Source organism: Ruegeria sp. C11 (assembly GCF_056537725.1).
Genome location: NZ_JBQFSB010000002.1, coordinates 534442 through 551727, shown reverse-complemented (window position 1 = coordinate 551727; position 17286 = coordinate 534442). Strand labels below are relative to the sequence as shown.

Annotated in this window: 13 protein-coding genes and 1 pseudogene; 11 read left to right on the top strand and 3 right to left on the bottom strand. The window is 53.5% G+C overall.

Annotation, left to right across the window (positions count from 1 at the left end; all coding sequences use genetic code 11):
* Window positions 1–115 precede the first annotated feature (115 nt).
* Window positions 116–754 carry a TetR family transcriptional regulator C-terminal domain-containing protein gene (locus ACR0NA_RS05855; protein WP_480726926.1) on the top strand — a complete coding sequence of 213 codons (639 nt, stop codon included), beginning with the start codon at window positions 116–118 and terminating at the stop codon, window positions 752–754.
* A gap of 27 nt (window positions 755–781) precedes the next feature.
* Window positions 782–2134 carry an MATE family efflux transporter gene (locus ACR0NA_RS05850; RefSeq protein WP_480726925.1) on the top strand — a complete coding sequence of 451 codons (1353 nt, stop codon included), beginning with the start codon at window positions 782–784 and terminating at the stop codon, window positions 2132–2134.
* 21 nt (window positions 2135–2155) lie between these two features.
* Here the strand turns inward: ACR0NA_RS05850 and ACR0NA_RS05845 are convergent, their stop codons facing one another.
* The gene (locus ACR0NA_RS05845) at window positions 2156–3448 is read right to left on the bottom strand and encodes an NAD(P)/FAD-dependent oxidoreductase (protein WP_480726922.1); all 1293 of its coding nucleotides are present in this window, start codon (window positions 3446–3448) and stop codon (window positions 2156–2158) included.
* Window positions 3449–3553: 105 nt separating this feature from the next.
* Between ACR0NA_RS05845 and ACR0NA_RS05840 the strand changes: the two genes are divergently transcribed.
* From ACR0NA_RS05840 to ACR0NA_RS05815, 6 genes and pseudogenes are all read left to right on the top strand, one after another.
* Window positions 3554–3856, top strand: a complete 303-nt coding sequence (locus tag ACR0NA_RS05840; protein ID WP_480726920.1) for a hypothetical protein — start codon at window positions 3554–3556, stop codon at window positions 3854–3856.
* Between the two features lie 158 nt (window positions 3857–4014).
* Window positions 4015–4698, top strand: a complete 684-nt coding sequence (locus ACR0NA_RS05835; RefSeq protein ID WP_480726918.1) for a TetR family transcriptional regulator C-terminal domain-containing protein — start codon at window positions 4015–4017, stop codon at window positions 4696–4698.
* A gap of 75 nt (window positions 4699–4773) precedes the next feature.
* Complete coding sequence (locus ACR0NA_RS05830) at window positions 4774–6840, top strand: oxidoreductase (protein ID WP_480726916.1); 2067 nt, start codon at window positions 4774–4776, stop codon at window positions 6838–6840.
* A 53-nt stretch (window positions 6841–6893) separates the two neighbouring features.
* Window positions 6894–7346 (top strand): N-acetyltransferase family protein, encoded by a 453-nt coding sequence (locus ACR0NA_RS05825; protein WP_480726914.1) that lies wholly within the window; start codon window positions 6894–6896, stop codon window positions 7344–7346.
* A gap of 86 nt (window positions 7347–7432) precedes the next feature.
* Window positions 7433–7867: pseudogene (locus tag ACR0NA_RS05820) on the top strand (DDE-type integrase/transposase/recombinase); the annotation flags it as partial.
* Window positions 7868–8139: 272 nt separating this feature from the next.
* Window positions 8140–9468, top strand: coding sequence for an adenylate/guanylate cyclase domain-containing protein (locus ACR0NA_RS05815; RefSeq protein WP_480726912.1), 1329 nt, complete (start codon window positions 8140–8142; stop codon window positions 9466–9468).
* Window positions 9469–9712: 244 nt separating this feature from the next.
* Here ACR0NA_RS05815 and ACR0NA_RS05810 read toward each other — a convergent pair whose 3' ends face one another.
* Both ACR0NA_RS05810 and ACR0NA_RS05805 read right to left on the bottom strand, forming a co-directional pair.
* Window positions 9713–11068 (bottom strand): IS1182 family transposase, encoded by a 1356-nt coding sequence (locus ACR0NA_RS05810; protein ID WP_480726986.1) that lies wholly within the window; start codon window positions 11066–11068, stop codon window positions 9713–9715.
* A gap of 399 nt (window positions 11069–11467) precedes the next feature.
* Window positions 11468–13135: a fasciclin domain-containing protein gene (locus ACR0NA_RS05805; RefSeq protein WP_480726908.1), complete on the bottom strand. Its 1668-nt coding sequence runs from the start codon at window positions 13133–13135 to the stop codon at window positions 11468–11470.
* 689 nt (window positions 13136–13824) lie between these two features.
* On the opposite strand from ACR0NA_RS05805, the gene ACR0NA_RS05800 reads away from it, so the two are divergent.
* The 3 genes from ACR0NA_RS05800 (at window position 13825) to ACR0NA_RS05790 (ending at window position 17285) form a co-directional block, all read left to right on the top strand.
* Window positions 13825–15087, top strand: coding sequence for an ABC transporter substrate-binding protein (locus ACR0NA_RS05800; RefSeq protein WP_480449014.1), 1263 nt, complete (start codon window positions 13825–13827; stop codon window positions 15085–15087).
* Window positions 15088–15275: 188 nt separating this feature from the next.
* On the top strand, window positions 15276–16100 hold the full coding sequence (locus ACR0NA_RS05795; protein ID WP_480449015.1) for a helix-turn-helix transcriptional regulator: 825 nt from the start codon (window positions 15276–15278) through the stop codon (window positions 16098–16100).
* A gap of 171 nt (window positions 16101–16271) precedes the next feature.
* Entirely contained in the window at window positions 16272–17285 is a 1014-nt protein-coding gene (locus ACR0NA_RS05790) for a branched-chain amino acid ABC transporter permease (RefSeq protein WP_480726906.1), read from the top strand.
* Window position 17286: the final 1 nt, after the last annotated feature.

Sequence of the window (17286 nt, the reverse complement as noted above, 5' to 3'; positions counted from 1 at the left end):
TTTACAGATCAGGTGCAGGTTCGTAAAGTTTATTTGAGCGCTCAAATAAATTTCAAGCTATTGACGCATGTTTTTTGCGCGCTGTAGATGGCTGTATTCGTAGGAGGAGCGGCAATTGGTCGAAGCAGAGCGTAAACGCCCCCGCAAAGAGCGGAAGGAAAACGCAGATCGTCGTCGCCGACAGCTGCTGGACGCGGCTTGCCGCTCTATATTGGCTCATGGGTTGGCAAAAACGACGCTCGCAACGGTCGCGTCTGAAGCTGAGCTTTCTCAGGGTGTTGCGGCGTTTTATTTTAAGTCAAAGCTCGGTCTACTGACCGAAGCTTTGCGTGACCTTTACCAGCGCTACGAAGACCACTGGACAGCTTCTTTAGAGCGAGCAGGGGATAAACCAGCCGAAAAAATAAGGGCTCTGATAAAAGCTGATTTCCACCCTGATGCATGTGGTCCGGATGTCTTACCCCTTTGGTATGCGTTTTGGGGCGAGCTTCGATTTCAACTGCAGTACGATGAAGTTGCCGAACATTTCGAAACACGTCGAAGAGAGACCTTGCGTGTAATCTGGAATGAGCTGCTGTCCGATGACGACGTTACTTCACCAGATCAAATGGCCGAATGGATGGAGACATTAACGGATGGCTATTGGCAGCGACTGCATCTTGCTCCGGATGGTCTGAGCCGAAAGCAGGCGGAACAGGCTGCCTGGGGATGCCTCGTTCGCCTGGTTCCGGAATTACTTGGGGATACGGCTTAGTCAATTACGACTGAAAGGCCCAACAGTATGACGCGAGTGCGGATATCACAGCAGCCTCGGCCATCTTGGGGCGTCATCTTAAATGAGGCGCGCTACCTTGCGCGTCTTGCTTTGCCGATAGTTATCTCTCTTGCTGCAGCTGCTTTGATTGGCGTCGTTGACACCGTGATGGTGGCCCCATTGGGAACACTTCCTCTGGCGGCGGTCTCGATCACGGCCTCGGTACTGATCATCTTTTATTCAGCGCTCTACGGCTTTGTTTCCGCAATTGGTGTGCGAATGGCTGAAGCCTTTGGGAAAACAAGTGAACGAGGGCTGGTTTCGGCAACAAGCGCTGGGCTTATCGTTTCACTGGTCGTTGGTGTCATTGGCGCTGCCGTAATGATCTTCCTTAAACCTGCCCTCTTCTGGATTGGACAGCCGCCCGAAGTGGTCAGTCTGATTGGCGGCTACTGGATTGCGATGAGCCTCCTTTTGGTGCCCTTCACGGTTTTCTATGCTTTGAAAGCCCTATTCGACGCAATGAATCGCCCGTGGATTGGGGTTGGCCTCGCGTTCCTTGCGGTCGGATTCAACATCCCTTCGAACTATGTTCTGATCCACGGAGTTGCTGGTTGGCCGGGTCTGGGTCTTGTCGGCGCCGGGATCGCAAGTCTGTTGTCTCAGATGGTGCCGCTAATCGTGGCAATCGTGATTTTGCGCGCATGGAGAAGGAAGGCGGGCCTCTTGAAGGCCGCAGGTTTTGATTGGTCCGAGGTTAAGGCGCAGATCAAAGAAGGGTTCATTATTTCCGTTGGTTACCTGGGGGAGGGGGCCGCTTACGCAGTAGCAGGCCTTATGCTCGGTTGGTTCAGCGCAGCCGCGCTCGCCGCGCATCAAATCGTTTCTGCGGTCAGCGACGTCATTTACATGGTGCCTTTGGGAGTTTCGATTGCGATTTCGATACGTGTAGCTCAGGCAATTGGTGCCGATGAAAAAGAAAGACTCAAGCCGATTGTGTTGGCGTCGCTGTTTGTCGTTATTAGTTGGATGGCCGTTGTCGTTACTGGTATTTTGATTGGCCGTGATCCTTTGGCCAATAGCCTTTCAGATGACCCAAAGGTCGTTTCTCTCGCGATATCGATGTTCCTTGTGATTGCAGCAATGCAGATTGCCGATGGTGTGCAAGGGACAATGCTGGGCGCTTTCCGAGGCATGATGGACAATCATGTCCCGGTCGCTATCACCTTGATTGCTTATTGGGTCTTTGCATTGCCGCTAGGATATGCGCTGGGCTTTTGGCTTGGGTTCGGCCCCAATGGAGTTTGGATTGGGTACGGCTCAGGTCTCTCTTTGGCGGCTATCGCGTTGACATATCGCTTTTTCTCCCAAAACCGTTAGGTGACGCTGTTTTCTAGCTCACTAAAGGCCCAACTTATCTAAGAGTTTGAGGCGTAGGATTTCTGCTTCGACAAGAGTTTCTTTGGCGAACGAAAAAGGTAGTGGTTTGAGGGGGGTGGCCGGAAATTCCAGCTCGTCCGCTTTGGTTCCTGTAGCCCATTTGGCGAGGACGCGCCCCATTGCCGTTGCGATGGCAACGCCGCGCCCATTGTATCCCAAACCTGTCATAATCCCCGGAGCGAGCTCGTGTAGGTGTGGATAGTGATCTTTTGTCAAAGCAACAAAGCCACCCCATTCGTATTCCCACTGAACTCCGGACAATTGGGGGAAAAGCTCAACAGAGATGCGTTTCAAACGCTCAATTTGTTTGAGAGTCGAATTGTCGTTGTAAGTGCCGCGTCCTCCCATCAGAAAGCGCCCTTCCGCGTCTTGCCTGAAGTACAGAAGTAGGCGCCGTGCGTCTGACAAAGCGTTGCCTTCTGGCAGAATTGTTTGGCGAATATTGTCGGACAAAGGCGAGGTAGCTACCTGAACTGACCGAACGGGCAAAACTGACTGAGCCAAGCGCGGATGTAGATCTCCAGAATAGGCGTTCGTGCAAATCAGCACTTTATCTGAGATGACAGTTCCTTTGGGAGTTTCAACATGAAAGCGACCGGCCACTGACTTAATCTGATTAGCGGGCGTTTCGCCGAAGATTTTCACGCCGTTACGGCAACCTGCTTCGGCCAGTCCAAGTGCATAATTCAGCGGGTGTAAAACACCGCCGCGGCGATCCAGAACGCCACCAAGGTAAGCCTTGGTTCCGGTCAGGCGCTGCATTTCGCCCTGATCAAGCTGGATCATACCCCCGCCGTGGTTGTCCCAGTCCTCGGCTAGTTTGTGTAATTCACTCAGTTTTTTGTGAGTATGCGCAGCGCGCAGCCAGCCTGGACGTTTTGCGTCACACTCAATGTCGTGTCGGGCGATTAAATCGAACACAAGATCCGCAGCGTTACCGGCCATTCGGATCATTCTGTTTCCCCAGTGATCACCAAATTTGGTTTTGATGCCCGTCGGTCCGTCCTTTAGGCCCACATTGATCTGACCGCCATTGCGTCCAGAAGCTCCCCAGCCCGGATGCTGGGCATCGATAACAACAACTTTGACGCCTTGCTCGGCCAGATGAAGTGCTGCCGAAAGTCCGGTGAACCCGGCGCCAATCACGGTCACGTCGGATTGCTGTTCGCCAACGAGTTGCGGGTAGTCAGATGAATGCGCTGCAGTTGCTGACCACAGGCTGTTTGCAATGACTGGGTTTTCGTTAGGGATCATCTATTGGTCTCGCGCTTGCCTTGCGGGGGGAATTGCATAGGTTTGGCTCGTGATACTTTGCCGGACAGTGTGTGAAGAATGCCAAGACTTTTGAACCAATTCGAATTGAAACCAACCGTCGAGCTCGACACGTTCGAACAGGCTTGGGAGGCGTTTGTCGAACATTTGGTCAAGACTGGTCTGGCCACGAAAGGGACGCCTTTGTGTAAACGCATCACCGAAAGTGGTTACGATACCGACGAGCAGCGTAACCATACGCTTATGGCAGTTATTGAATTCAGGGATCAATTGCAGGCCGACACGGCTTGGGCCGCCATTGAAGATCGCATTGAGCCTCTGGGAGCATTGCATCGCAGTGTTATTTCTTTGGTGCATGACCCAGTTTTCACTTTTTGGTCGGAACTCTAGATCGATGATTGTGAACGTCCGGGTTGCCTTCAAACCATTTTTCCTTCACAATTGAATGATTGTTCAATCAATGACATATATCCTATAGATGTCAAATGCGCACTGGCTGGAGAAGTTTGGCGGTGGGGGCAGGCAAGACCGATGAAGTGCTTTAGTAGATGGGATGCATTCGGGTGAGACAATCGCCAATCGAAAAAACAAACCCTGAGGGGCGGCGGCGCACCGAGTCCAAAGAGGTGAGGCGTCAACAACTCATCGACGCAACTATCGACTCGATCGCCCAAAACGGAATTGGTGGAACGACCATGTCCACCGTGACCGAGATTGCAGGTTTGTCGCTGGGCATCGTCAACTTCCACTTCAAAAGCAAACAGAACTTGCTGGAGGAAACGCTGCTGTTTCTAGCAAAGGAACATCATGAGCAGTGGTTGGAAGCCTTTAACAATGCAGGTTTGTCAGCGCCTGAAAAGCTATTGGCTATCGTCGATGCGCACTTTCACCCGCAGATTTGCACTCCAAAGAAGCTCGCCGTTTGGTTTGCGTTTTTTGGAGAGGCAGGGCGGCGCAAAGTTTACCGCAGCCTGATCAATGACATCGATCAGGAGCGATACAACATTGCGCTGCGCCTGTGTTCCGAAATTGCTGAGGACGGTGAATGCAAGGATATGCCACCAGGGCAAGTCGCCAATGTCCTGGAAGCACTTTACGACGGAATCTGGTTAGAGCTTTTGACCTATCCGGAGAATTTTCGACGTTCCGAAGCCCGGGATCACATCGTCGCCTTCCTGTCCAAGGTTTATCCGGATCACTTTCGAATGCCTGAGTTCAAACACGGTGGTTGAAACAGAGCGGGTATAATTTCCGGTTATCCAGACAGGACGAGCCTGTGCACAGCGCAGCTAACTAAGGGCAGAAAAATGAGCAGGGACCCTCGCTACGACATCCTTTTCGAGCCAGTGCAAATCGGACCAGTCACCGCACCAAACCGGTTCTATCAGGTTCCGCACTGTACCGGTATGGGTTGGCAATACCCCCGTACACTTGCCGCGATGCGCAAAGTGAAGGCGCAAGGTGGATGGGGTGTAATATGCACGGAGTATAACTCAATCCATCCCTCTTCCGACGACCTGCCGCATCCCTACGCGTCGCTTTGGGATGACAGCGACGTTCGGGCACACGCGCTGATGACGGACGCGGTGCACGAACACGGCAGCCTTGCAGGTGCTGAACTATGGTACGGAGGTGCTAACTCGAACAACTTGTTTTCCCGGTTGCCGAGCATGGATGTCGACAGCCGGCCAAACACGAAAGGACATCCATATCAGACGCGAGCGATGGACAAGCAGGACATTCGAGATTTGCGTCGCTGGCATCGGAAGGCGGCTTTGCGGGCGCGAGACGCGGGATTTGACGTTGTCTATGTTTATGCAACGCACGGATACCTGATATCGAACTTTCTGCATCCGCGCGTGAACACACGCACTGACGAATATGGCGGCACGTTGGAAAACAGGGTGCGTCTGACCCGAGAACTGATTCAGGAAACCAAAGACGCCGTTGGGGATCGGTGCGCCGTGGCTGTCCGCTTCTCGGCAGACGAAGAGATCGGCGAGGATGGCCAGCCCATCTATGGTGAACGACGAGAGATGTTTGAGATGCTCTCTGATTTGCCAGATTTGTGGGATATCAACATTGCAGATTACTCGGTCGAGATGGGTGTGTCCCGTTTTACCAAGGAAGCAGCTCTTGAACCCTATATGCATTGGGTCAAGTCCGTGACGGATAAGCCTGTCGTGACTGTTGGTCGCTTCACGTCACCCGATACAATGGCCTCGCAAGTCAGGCGGGGGGTTACGGATTTTATCGGTGCCGCGCGCCCATCGATTGCTGATCCATACCTTCCGAAAAAGATCGAAGAAGGACGCTTGTCCACGATCCGCGAATGTATTGGATGCAATATCTGTTACGCCAGCGACTCGATTGGTGTACCTATTCGATGCACTCAGAACCCAACAATGGGAGAGGAGTGGCGCAAAGGCTGGCATCCTGAAATCATCCGAACGAAATCTTCAGACGCGCGTGTTCTGATCGTCGGGGCCGGGGCTGCTGGACTGGAAGCAGCACGGGCACTTGGTGTGCGTGGATATGATGTCCTTTTGGCAGAAGCTTCTCGTGAGTTGGGCGGTCGGGTAGCGCGCGAAGCGGCTTTGCCTGGTATGAGCGAGTACATTCGTGTCAAAGACTATCGCGAGCAGCAATTGATTGAGATGCCCAACGTTGAAATCTACCGTGAAAGTCCTCTTACAGTAGACGATGTCTTGGCCGTTGAGGCTGACCACGTTGCAATTGCGACCGGCGCGACTTGGCGCAGGGAGTATTTTGACGAAGAACGTTTCGTCCCGGTCGCAGAAGGTGCCGCTCTAACTCGCGTTTTTACCCCCGATGACATCATGGATGGAAAGCTTCCCGATGGACCAACGCTCGTTTTTGATGGCGATGGCTACTACATGGCCAGCGTTATTGCTGAAAAAATCAGAGCACAGGGACATGCCGTCACGCTGGTCACACCGTCAGATAGTGTTTCTGATTGGGCGGGAAAAACGTCCGAACGTTGGCGCATCCGAACGCATTTGCTTCGATTAGGGGTCGAGGTCCTGCCGTCAAAGTCGATTAACCAATTTGATGGCGAAATCGCGGAGTTAGTGTGCGCCTATGGCGGGCCAAGTGTGGCCGTGTCCGTTGCCAACATTGTTATGGTTACTGCCCGGAAGCCAAATGATAGCCTTTACAGGGGATTATTGGACCGGATCAGCTCTGAGGATTTGCAGTTCAGCCTTCGCCGTATTGGAGATTGTGATGCACCTGCGATTATTGCAGCAGCGGTTTATTCAGGCCATCGATACGCTCAGGAATTGGACGAAACAGTGGATGAGGACATTCCACTTAAACATGATCGTGTAGACGTCGGCCAGCGATCCGTTTGACTGCGCTCTGGGATATCTGCGGTATGCTCTCAAAAAAGCAGGAGAAATCATCCATGCCGGAAGGTCTAGTTATCCGCCCGCTCGAGTTGAAAGATAACGAAGAGTGGCGCCGCCTATGGACGGCATATTTGGATTTCTACGAGACTTCTGTCTCAGAGGAAGTTTATGAGGTTTCATTCAACAGGTTGTTGTCGAAGGATGCCGGTGAATACAATTGCCTCATCGCTGAGTTAGAAGGAAAACCGGTTGGATTAGCGCACTACCTTTATCATAGGTTCATGTGGTCGGTGGAGGATACATGCTATCTTATGGATCTTTTCGCTGATCCGCAGGTTAGGGGAAAAGGTGTTGGTCGAGCTCTAATCGAGTCTGTTTTTCAGATTGCCAAGCAGCACGGTGTTCCAACCACCTACTGGACAACTCAAGAATTTAACTACCCAGGTCGAGTTCTGTACGACAAAGTGGCTAAAAGAACGCCACTTATTGTTTATGAAAAAGATGAATGACCGTGAGCAGCCTCATCTGACTGGTCCAAATTGATTATTAGTGCATCATCGATCTGCAATCCATCGGGATGATGGCTTCAGGTGCTGGCGGGCGGCATTATCTTTGGCGGGCTATCGATCACAAAGGCGAGGTGCTGAAAGCCGTTGTCACCAAACGCCAACATAAAGCTACAGCACTGAATTTCCTCAAGAAGTTAATGAAGCGCCATAGTTGTACCGATGAAATCGTGACCAACCGTTTTGCATCCACTAACGCTACGCTCAGACTATAGGGTGCACTCGAAAAACAATGGACGGGCAGGTCGCTCAACAACAGCGTTGAGAATTCGCACTTGCTGATCCGACAAAGAGAACGCGCCATGCTGCATTTCAGGCGTATGCGAAGTTTGCAGAAATTCGCCTCTGTCCACTCCTTTGTTTACAACCACTTCAACCAGGAAAGATCGATCGCCAGCCGAGACATCTTCAAGCTGACTCGCACCGCCGCTCTTACCAAGTGGCGTCAACTTTGCTCCGGTTAGATTCATGGTCTCCGCGGCAAACTGAGACTGTTTCGAATTCGTCTTGCAGAACCTTTCTGACATTCGGATCAAACTTTCCTCGTGTTTGATTGACCCTTTGCTGTCCTCTGGCCGGGACTACGTTGCGGTCATCGATAGGTTTGGGCAACAGCCCATCCGGATGCCTAGATAGTCCTTAGCTAGCTGGATTTAAGACCCTCATCGCGATAGCATTCCCTACAGAGAAGCTTTGCAGGACGCGGCACGTTAGGGACGGAAGGGCGACCAGGCGAATGCAAACTGAAACAAAATTTACGCAAAGTGGCGAAGTGAGCATTGCTTATCAAGTTGTAGGGTCCGGGCCGCTTGATCTGCTGATCGTGCCGGGTTTCATCTCTCATCTTGAGCAGACTTGGGAAGATCCGGCCTTTAGTCGGTTTCTCCAACGTCTGGCGTCTTTTTCTCGGCTAATTTTGTTCGATAAGCGGGGCACAGGGCTTTCCGACCGAATTTCAGGAATTCCTACTTTAGAACAACGGATGGATGACGTACGGGCAGTGATGGATGCGGCCGGCTCCAAAAGAGCGGCACTTTGGGGTATCTCTGAGGGCGGCCCAATGAGTATCCTGTTCTCCGCAACGTACCCCGAACGCACGTCTGCTTTGATCCTGTATGGTAGCATCGCAAAAGGTTCCTGGGCTCCTGATTATCCTTGGGCCGAGAAATTGGGCAAAGAAACGGATGACTGGTTAGAAGGTTTGCGACATGAATGGGGCGGCCCGATTGGTATCGAATTTTGGGCACCTACGGTAGCCGATGATCCGATCTTTCAGCAGTGGTGGGCCAAATACTTGCGATTGGGCGCGAGCCCAAGCGCAGCCATCAATGTGTTCCGCATGAATTTACAGATCGATGTTCGGGATATTTTGCCAACGGTGCATTTGCCAACACTGGTTCTGCACCGCTCGGGAGATCAGGCAGTTCACCCAGAGGAGGGGCGGTACCTTGCGCAACACATTCCCTCGGCAAGGTTCGTCGAACTGGATGGGGACGACCATTTGTGGTGGGTTGGCGACTCAGATGCGATTGTGGATGAAGTTCAGGAATTTCTAACCGGAGAGCGACCTGTTACGGAACCTGACCGCGTGCTGGCAACGGTCCTATTTACCGATATTGTGGACTCAACCAGACATGCAACAGAAATGGGAGATCGCCGCTGGACAGATCTCCTGGATCGTCACAACACAGTGATGCGGACCGAGATCAACCGGTTTCAAGGACAGATCGCAAAAAACACGGGTGATGGATTTCTGGCATCATTTGACGGCCCCGCTCGTGCCATCGATTGCGCATTTGCGGTGAATTCATACATGGAACGGTTGGGAATTGAACTCCGGTCAGGTATTCATACCGGAGAAGTTGAACTGAAAGACGGTGACGTTCGAGGTGTTGCTGTCCACATTGCAGCAAGGGTGTTGGAGCAGGCGGAATCAAATGAAATTTGGGCCTCACGTACCGTCAGGGACTTAGTGGTCGGATCAAAATTTCAGTTCAGTGAAAAAGGTAGCTATAGCCTCAAGGGCGTTGAAGGCGAATGGCCACTATTTACCATTGGCATTTGAACACCTCTCGAGGGCGTCCCATTTTTGATGCCTGGTTGCGGCACTAGACTAGCACTACTTGAATAGCAGTAAATGGAAGCACATAGGACATTCGGATCTTCTTTTGAACGGCAGATGTGTCCGTATAAGGTACGTTCCTCCCTATTGTTGAACTTTCGAATGTCCGCTTAGAGCCTATTCCGTTGAAAAACTCCGCATTGCCGCCGCCCTGAGGCCTTCTGCAGCAAGGCGCGTTCTCCGCTCTTCATGCCGGACGGGGCGTTTGCGGTAGGGGCAGCAGCTTTGCGAGCTTTCTGAGGTTCTGGGCGGTGGCTGCGAGGTGGAATTCGTCGCGCGCGCCACATGGGCCGCGCAATCGGAGCCGTCCCAAACCGAGGATGCGTTTTAGGTGGGCGAACAGCATCTCGACCTTCTTTCTGAGCTTGCAGGAGATCGCGTATTGCGTGGTCTGGGCGATGGCGCGGGCCACGTCGCGAGAGGGCTCTAAGATCGAGCGCGTCACTTTGCGCTGCGGCTCCTTGGGGCAGCACCGCGGCTTCAGGGCACAGGCCTTACAGTCTGGCTTGCGGGCCCGGTAGCGCAGGGTGCCGTCCTTATTGGCGCCCGATCTGGGTGTCGTGAACGCGCGACGGTATTGCTTGAGCTCCTTGCCGCCAGGGCAGATGTAGGCGTCGTTCTCGGCATCGTAGGTGAAGTCGGCCCGTTCAAAGGTGCCGTCCTTGCGCCCGGACTTGTCGATCACCGGGATATGCGGAGCGATCCCGCGCTGCCGGTTCAACCAATCGAGCATTTCGCCCGTGCCGTAAGCGGTATCGGCGATCAGGCGTTCAGGTTTCAGGTCGAAGGTATCGCTCACCCGATCCACCATTGTCCGCACGGCTCCGACCTCGGCTTGCCGGATCGAGCGGGTCGCCTCGACATCGAGGATCACGCCATTGTCGGTGTCGATCAGGTAGTTCGTGGAATAGGCAAAATAGGCGGGTCCACCCCGTGCGCCGGTCCATTGCGAGGCCGGATCGGAATGCGAGGTGAACTTCGGCTTTACCGGGCTGGCCGCACCGAAGGCCGCATCGTCGAGCGTCACCAGATACTCCCTGATGGCGCGCGGCGCGTCCTCGGGGTTGATCTTCTCGGGGGCCCAGTCCGCTTGCGGCGACGAGTTCTGCCGGTTGGCATCGGCCTGGATCAGGCTGGCATCCGCCGCAAAGCGCTGACCACTCGCCAACCCTTCCTCGATGCAGCGCGCGACCACCGTCTCGAACAGATGCCGCAAGAGATCGCTATCGCGGAACCGACCGTGCCGGTTTTTTGAGAAGGTCGAATGGTCCGGCACTGGGTCGGTCAGATCGAGGCGGCAGAACCAGCGATAGGCGAGGTTGAGATGCACCTCCTCGCAGAGCCGTCGCTCCGAGCGGATGCCCATCGTGTAACCGACCAGGAGCATCCGGATCATCAGTTCCGGATCAACCGACGGCCTGCCGGTCGAACTGTAGAAAGGGGCCAGGTGCCGCCGGATGCCAGACAGGTCGACGAACCGATCTATCGCCCGAAGCACGTGATCCTGCGGGACATGATCCTCGATTGAGAACTCGTAGAACAGCGCGCCCTGCGCTTACTGCCGTGGTCCCATCACTGCCACGCACCTCCGCTTGCCTCGCGGAAAGTGAATCAGCACTCAACACCTAAAACAACCCGAGTTTTTCAACAGAATAAGCCCAAAGCGGACGATGCAGAATGGATTAGCGCACGTCTGTTTTTTGCAACAGCAAAGAGGAAATAGCTGCAAGGATTTACCAGCGCAATGTGTTCGCCGATTTGAACGTGGGCATAGCTCAGGCGCAGAGTGCCGAACCGAAGCCTTTCCTCGCGCATTTTGCCAAGACAAACAGTTTCTACTACGTGCGAAAGGAAGCTTGCTGAGTGTTCAATCAAGAACGCTTGGCCGTAAAGGGGGGGCTACTGTCTTCAGCCCCCCAATGTGTCGGTGTCGACCCGTAAATTACACGATTTGAAAGTCGTCGACGTCAAGATGCCACACATTAGAAATGAGCACTGATCCCTTGTCTTCGATCTCGATCAAGGAGCCTCCTCTTACCAACTCAACAGCGTTGGCAACGTCCAGCGCCGATCCAAAATCATCCGACGAAAAGATCAGCTCGTCGTGGAAGTCGAAACGGCCTACTCTGTTGTCTCCTTCGATGTTCGTGAAATCGAAGCTGTCTGCCCCAAATCCTCCGCTGTAGAAGTCATTCCCTTTGCCATCAATAAAGGTGTCATTTCCGCGGCCGCCAAACGATCTGTCATTGCCGGCGCCATCAATGAAAGTGTCATCGCCACGACCGCCATACGATTTATCGTTGCCGCCGCCATCGATCAGAGTGTCGTTACCAGCGCCACCTACAAGTCTGTCGTGTCCGTCACCGGCGCTCAGGACATCATCGCCCCAGCGACCCCAAAGCTTATCATTGGCACCGCCGCCTTCAAGAACGTCGTCACTCCGCGATCCTTTGAGCTTCAACGGCTCTGGGTCGAGATCGAATGGAAGAAGTACGGCATCTATCGCCTGTATTTGACCATTGGCGGCTTCGATATCCGTCAGCCCGTTTATCAATTCTGGATTTGATATCTGCGGGTCTGCATCGACCACTTTGTTGCCATCAATGACAAGCGTCGCACCGTCCAGAAGTGTTCCGAGGACCTTTTCTTCTTGCAGGCCGTCAACACGCTGGCCACCACCCAACACATGGTACTTCAGAACGTCTGACACAGTTTCAGCGCCGAGAACGGTCGCCAGAGCAGTTGCGTAATCGGCATCCACCACGTCTTCTGGTGCCTTTTTAACCACTTCGGCAACATTGATTCCGAGGCTATCGGACAAAGCAATGAATGCGTCGTCTGTCGGCGCAAAGACCGTAACATCGGCATTCCGGGACGCTGCAGCGTCCAACAAGCCGTTAATGTCGTTTGTAGCGATCAATGCGGCCGTCAGGATTTCAAAGCTGTCATTTCCGGTTGCAATGTCGGCAATGGTCGGTTGTGCAATCACCTCGGCGACATCCAACGGCAATAGAACCCGATCAATGGCCTGAATTGTGCCGTTGCTGGCCGCAATATCGGTCAGACCTTCAATCACTTCGGGGTTTTCGATCTCAGGGTCCGCGTCGATCAACTCACCATCTTTGACGTCAAAGCTGGTCGCCAGCCCGTCAAGATCGACCAGTGTGTTGACAGAACCAGCCTCTTCGAGCTCTGCCAGAGAAGCACCACCGACTTTGACATGATATTTGAGTACCTGGCTTACCACGTCGGCGCCCAATACAGTAGCAAGTGCAGTAGCGACGTCCGCATCAACGACGTCAGCCGGGTCTTTTTCAAGAACGGCCGCGACATCGATGCCAAGGCTCTTGGCAAGCTCAGCAAAGGCAGCGTCAGTCGGGGCAAAGACTGTGATATCGGCATTCGGATCCAATGCCACGTCCAGCAGGCCGTCTATCCCGTTTGTTGCTTTAAGCGCGGCAACGAGGGTTTCGAAATTGTCGTTGCCGGAAGCGATAGACGCGATGGTGTCCATGGGCGTTTCTTCCACCGGTGGTTCGGGCATCGGCGGCTCGGATGGCTTTCCGAACAGCCTGTCGAAAACGTTTGATAGAAGGTTTTTAAAGAACATGATGATACTCCCCAGCAGTTTTGTTTTTGCACCAAAGGTGAACGTTGCTTCCTTTGGCAGCGGCAATCTGCTTCCGGTGGCCCGGAACTAATGATGGTTACGGAAGCTTTAGTGAACTGGATCATTCAATCAGGCGGCACTTCAGTTAACGGATGAGACTCCGGACACTTCCATGCGAGAGAGATCGCGTCGAATAAGCCTCTTACCGCTCTGCATTGACGAGGTTTTTTGCGTAGAAGATCATCGAAGCTTCCGTGCTGGACAATTTTTGGATGGCGTTACTCAAACAACTTCAACAATTCGCAAAACTCATTTGTTCGATCAGTAGTTTTATTGAGTAAGGCTTTTGGGCAGTTAGCAAACGGGCATTTGACGGATGGGATTGGACGGCAGCTTCGTCCGCACAGCGGTCGTTGAGGCTATGATCAGTATTCGGCTGCCTATCGCTACATTGCTGAGAGATGTAGGCTGACAGGTCAACGACAGGCGCTAGGAGCGTCTAGGTGCACTTGCCGGGCTCAGATTCAAGTGTCCAAAGCTGACATGCATTTCCAGACAAAAATGAGACCCTGAGTTAAATGGGCTTAAATCGGAAAATGGCCAAATACCCATGAACTGTCATCCTAACCCGGCATTTCTGAGCGCTCATAGCGGCTTGGATTCTGTGGAGACGCATATGGGAGGAGACAATGAAGTTAAGAGTAAGCATGCTCGCAGCAACGACCGCATTTGCAGTGCAGATGGTCGCGGGGTCGGCGTTGGCGGAAACCTTAAAAATTGGTTTTCTGGCGACCCTTGAAGGTACTTACACAATATTGGGTGAGGACAGTAAACGCGGCTTTGAGCTGGCCTTGGAACAAGCGGGGCACAAGATTGCTGGACGCGACCTTGAGATATTCATCGGAGCGACGGATGCCAGCCCAGAGAGCGCACTTCGCGCCGCGCGCAAGGTTGTTGAGCAAGATGGCGTGGACATTGTCGTCGGGCCGCTTTCAGGTTCGGAGGGGATCGCCCTTAGGGACTATTCCAAAACCCAGCCTCAGGTGACGTTCATCAACGGGATTTCCGGGGCTCAGGAAACCACAATGGTTGAGCCTTCGGAGAACTTCTTCCGGTTCAACATGGATGGTGCTCAGTGGGGCATGGGTCTGGGAAGCTACGTTTTTAATGAAAAGGGATGGGAAGTGGTCGCGACCGTGGCCGAAGACTATTCCTTTGGCTATACGAACCTTCTTGGTTTCGCGATGGACTTCTGTTCCGCCGGTGGTGAGATCACGGAACGCCTATGGGTGCCGCTTGGAACCAAAGACTTTGCATCGATCATTGCGGCGCTGCCAGACGATGTGGATGCGATCTACCTGGGTCTTGGCGGAGGAGACGCAGTCAACTTCCTGAATCAGTACCTTCAGGCAGGTGGCGATGCCAATCTGATTGGCGGCACCATCATGGTTGATGGCACGGTTCTGAGCTCGAAGGGGCGCGCCAAGGAAGTTCTGATTGGCACCCCATCTTCTGGTCCGCAGGCCGACACATGGGATGATCCCAAATGGCAGGCATTTGTGAAGGATTATCAGGACGCATGGCCGCCGGAAAAACGCTTCCCGTCGCCGTCGTTGCTGGCAACAGGTTACTACAACTCTACCAATGCCATGATCCAGGCACTTGAGGCCGTGAATGGTGATCTGTCGGATGGCCACGCAGCGTTCCGTCAGGCTCTGATGGATCTGGAGTTAGACGCGCCGAACGGCAAAATCACCCTTGATCAGAATCGTCAGGCCATAGGTTCTAACTTTGTCACCGAGGTTGTCGAGGTCGGTAATGGCGAGCTGGCAACCCAGCTGGTGGCCAAGATCGACGGTGTATCCCAGACCTTGGGACTGGATCCGGAAGTCTTCTCGGCCGAAATCGGCACACCCAGCAGGGAAACACCAGTCTGCAAGAAGTGGTTCTGATCCGAGCCAATACAATCGCAAGGGATCTACCTAGGTTCCGTATCCGTCACCCCCGCAAAACCCGGGGGTGACGGCTTGCATTTTGGTAAGTTTGGAAATCGTGAGAAAACGGCAAACTTGCAAAATGTGGATTTTTAGGCCCGAATTGGTCCCAAAATCTGATAAAGCAGCCAGGGGAGGGCTGATTTATGGGAGACGCAGTTGCTGTATATCACGGCCCGTTTGGTCGTGTGGCAATTTACAATCTCAGAGACCCGATGGTGACTCACGCCCACCGTGAGGGGCACCTAACTTTCTACGTGGACGGCCCCTTTTCGCAGATGCCGGTCATGGAAACACCATACGAGTTGAACCCTGAAACCGTTGTCGCGTGTTCACCATGGCAGCCACACTCTTTTTCGCCGAGTGAATTGGGAACACCGTCGATGTTTCTTGTGCTCTACATCAAGCCCATCTGGTATTCTGAGATTGCCCGGAATCCGCGTCCGGGCCTACAGTTCGGCAGCAATTTCTTTTATCGGACCGCAAAGATTGCTGGCTATGTAAACAAGCTGATCAATCTTCTGTTTCTGAACGAAGAGACTGATTTGATTGACGGTTATCTCTATGAGCTTACTCAAGAGTGTTACGATGAATCCTGGAAGCAAGCTGAAGCACTGGATCGAGGGATCGAACTGATAGCAGTTTCGGATTTTCGGGTCCGGCGGGCCATTCAGCTCATGCGGGAAGGCATTGGAGAAACCATGATCCTGGATGGCATTGCGCATGAATCCGGATTGTCGAGGCCGCATTTCTACAAGCTGTTCAAGCAACAGACGGGTCTGACGCCAAACCTGTATCTCAACACGCTGCGAGTCGAGACTGCGTTGAGTGATCTGTCCGATCAGAGCAAGACGATAAATTCGATCGCCGAGCACCTGGGGTTTTCCTCGCAGGCCAGTTTTTCCAGGTTCTTTTCGTCGAACGTGGGGCTGGCTCCTTCGCACTATCGGCGGGTGGCGTCCTTCATCTGATTCGGCGCGCCACCTGGAATTCCGGACCGGAATTTCGGAGTGGCGGTTATCTCATGAGACTGTGCGGTAAATCCAAATCGACCTGAATCTGCGATCCTAAGTCAAAGCTTAGACTTGGGAGGAACGCCGGATGAAAGGTGAGGGGTGGATTGTGCAGGGCCGGAGCGCGGAATGAGCGCGTTCTGGAATAGGCACCCGATCTGGTCGGCGATTTTAGCGGTCGCGGCCTTCGTTCTTTTGTGGCTGATCTTTGCCATCTGGCCGCCGGAACTCATAGCGGTAATCGGCAAAAAGAAAGTCTTTGTGAATGCTCTACTGAACGGCATTACCCTGGGCGCACTTTACTTCCTCGTCGCATCAGGATTCACGTTGATTTTTGGTTTGATGCGCAATGTGAACCTTGCGCATGGGTCTTTGTATCTTCTGGGGGGGTACATTGGTTACGAAGTGGCCACCCTGACCGGTTCGTGGTTGCTGGCTTTCCCGGCTGCCTTTTTGGCTATCGCATGTCTTGGCCTGATCCTTCAGGTCCTGGTGTTCCGCCACCTTGATGGGCAGGACTTGCAACAGACCCTGATCACCATCGGCATTTCGATCGTTCTGGCGGACTTGATGCTGTGGGTTTGGGGCGGCGATTTTTACCAAATCCTTGCGCCAGATATGCTGTCTGGTCCGATTGAGACTTTCATCCAAACTGGAGTGAAGCGCTCTACGGGTGCTCCGATCTTCCTCAAGTATCCGGCCGTGCGTCTGGCCATACTTCTTGCTGCGGTCGTGATTGGTCTTGGGATGTGGCTCATCCTGAACCGCACCCGCATCGGAATGTATGTGCGCGCAGGCGTTGACGATCGCGAGATGCTGTCGGCGTCGGGTGTCCGTGTTCAGTTGGTTTTCATCTGTGTCTTTGCATTTGGCGCAGGCCTCGCGGGGATGGCTGGTGTCGTGGGCGGGACATTTCAGTCGATGGCCCCGGGAGAAGACACCCGTTTCCTGCTTTCTTCGTTGGTGGTGGTGATCGTTGGGGGCATGGGCTCAATTCCTGGCGCTGCGCTTGGCGCTTTGCTTGTGGGATTGGCCGAACAATTCGGCTCGGTTTATATGCCGACCTATGCGGTCGTTCTGACTTTCTTGATCATGGTTCTGGTGCTGGCTTTCAGGCCCCAAGGCCTCATGGGGAAGGGCTGAG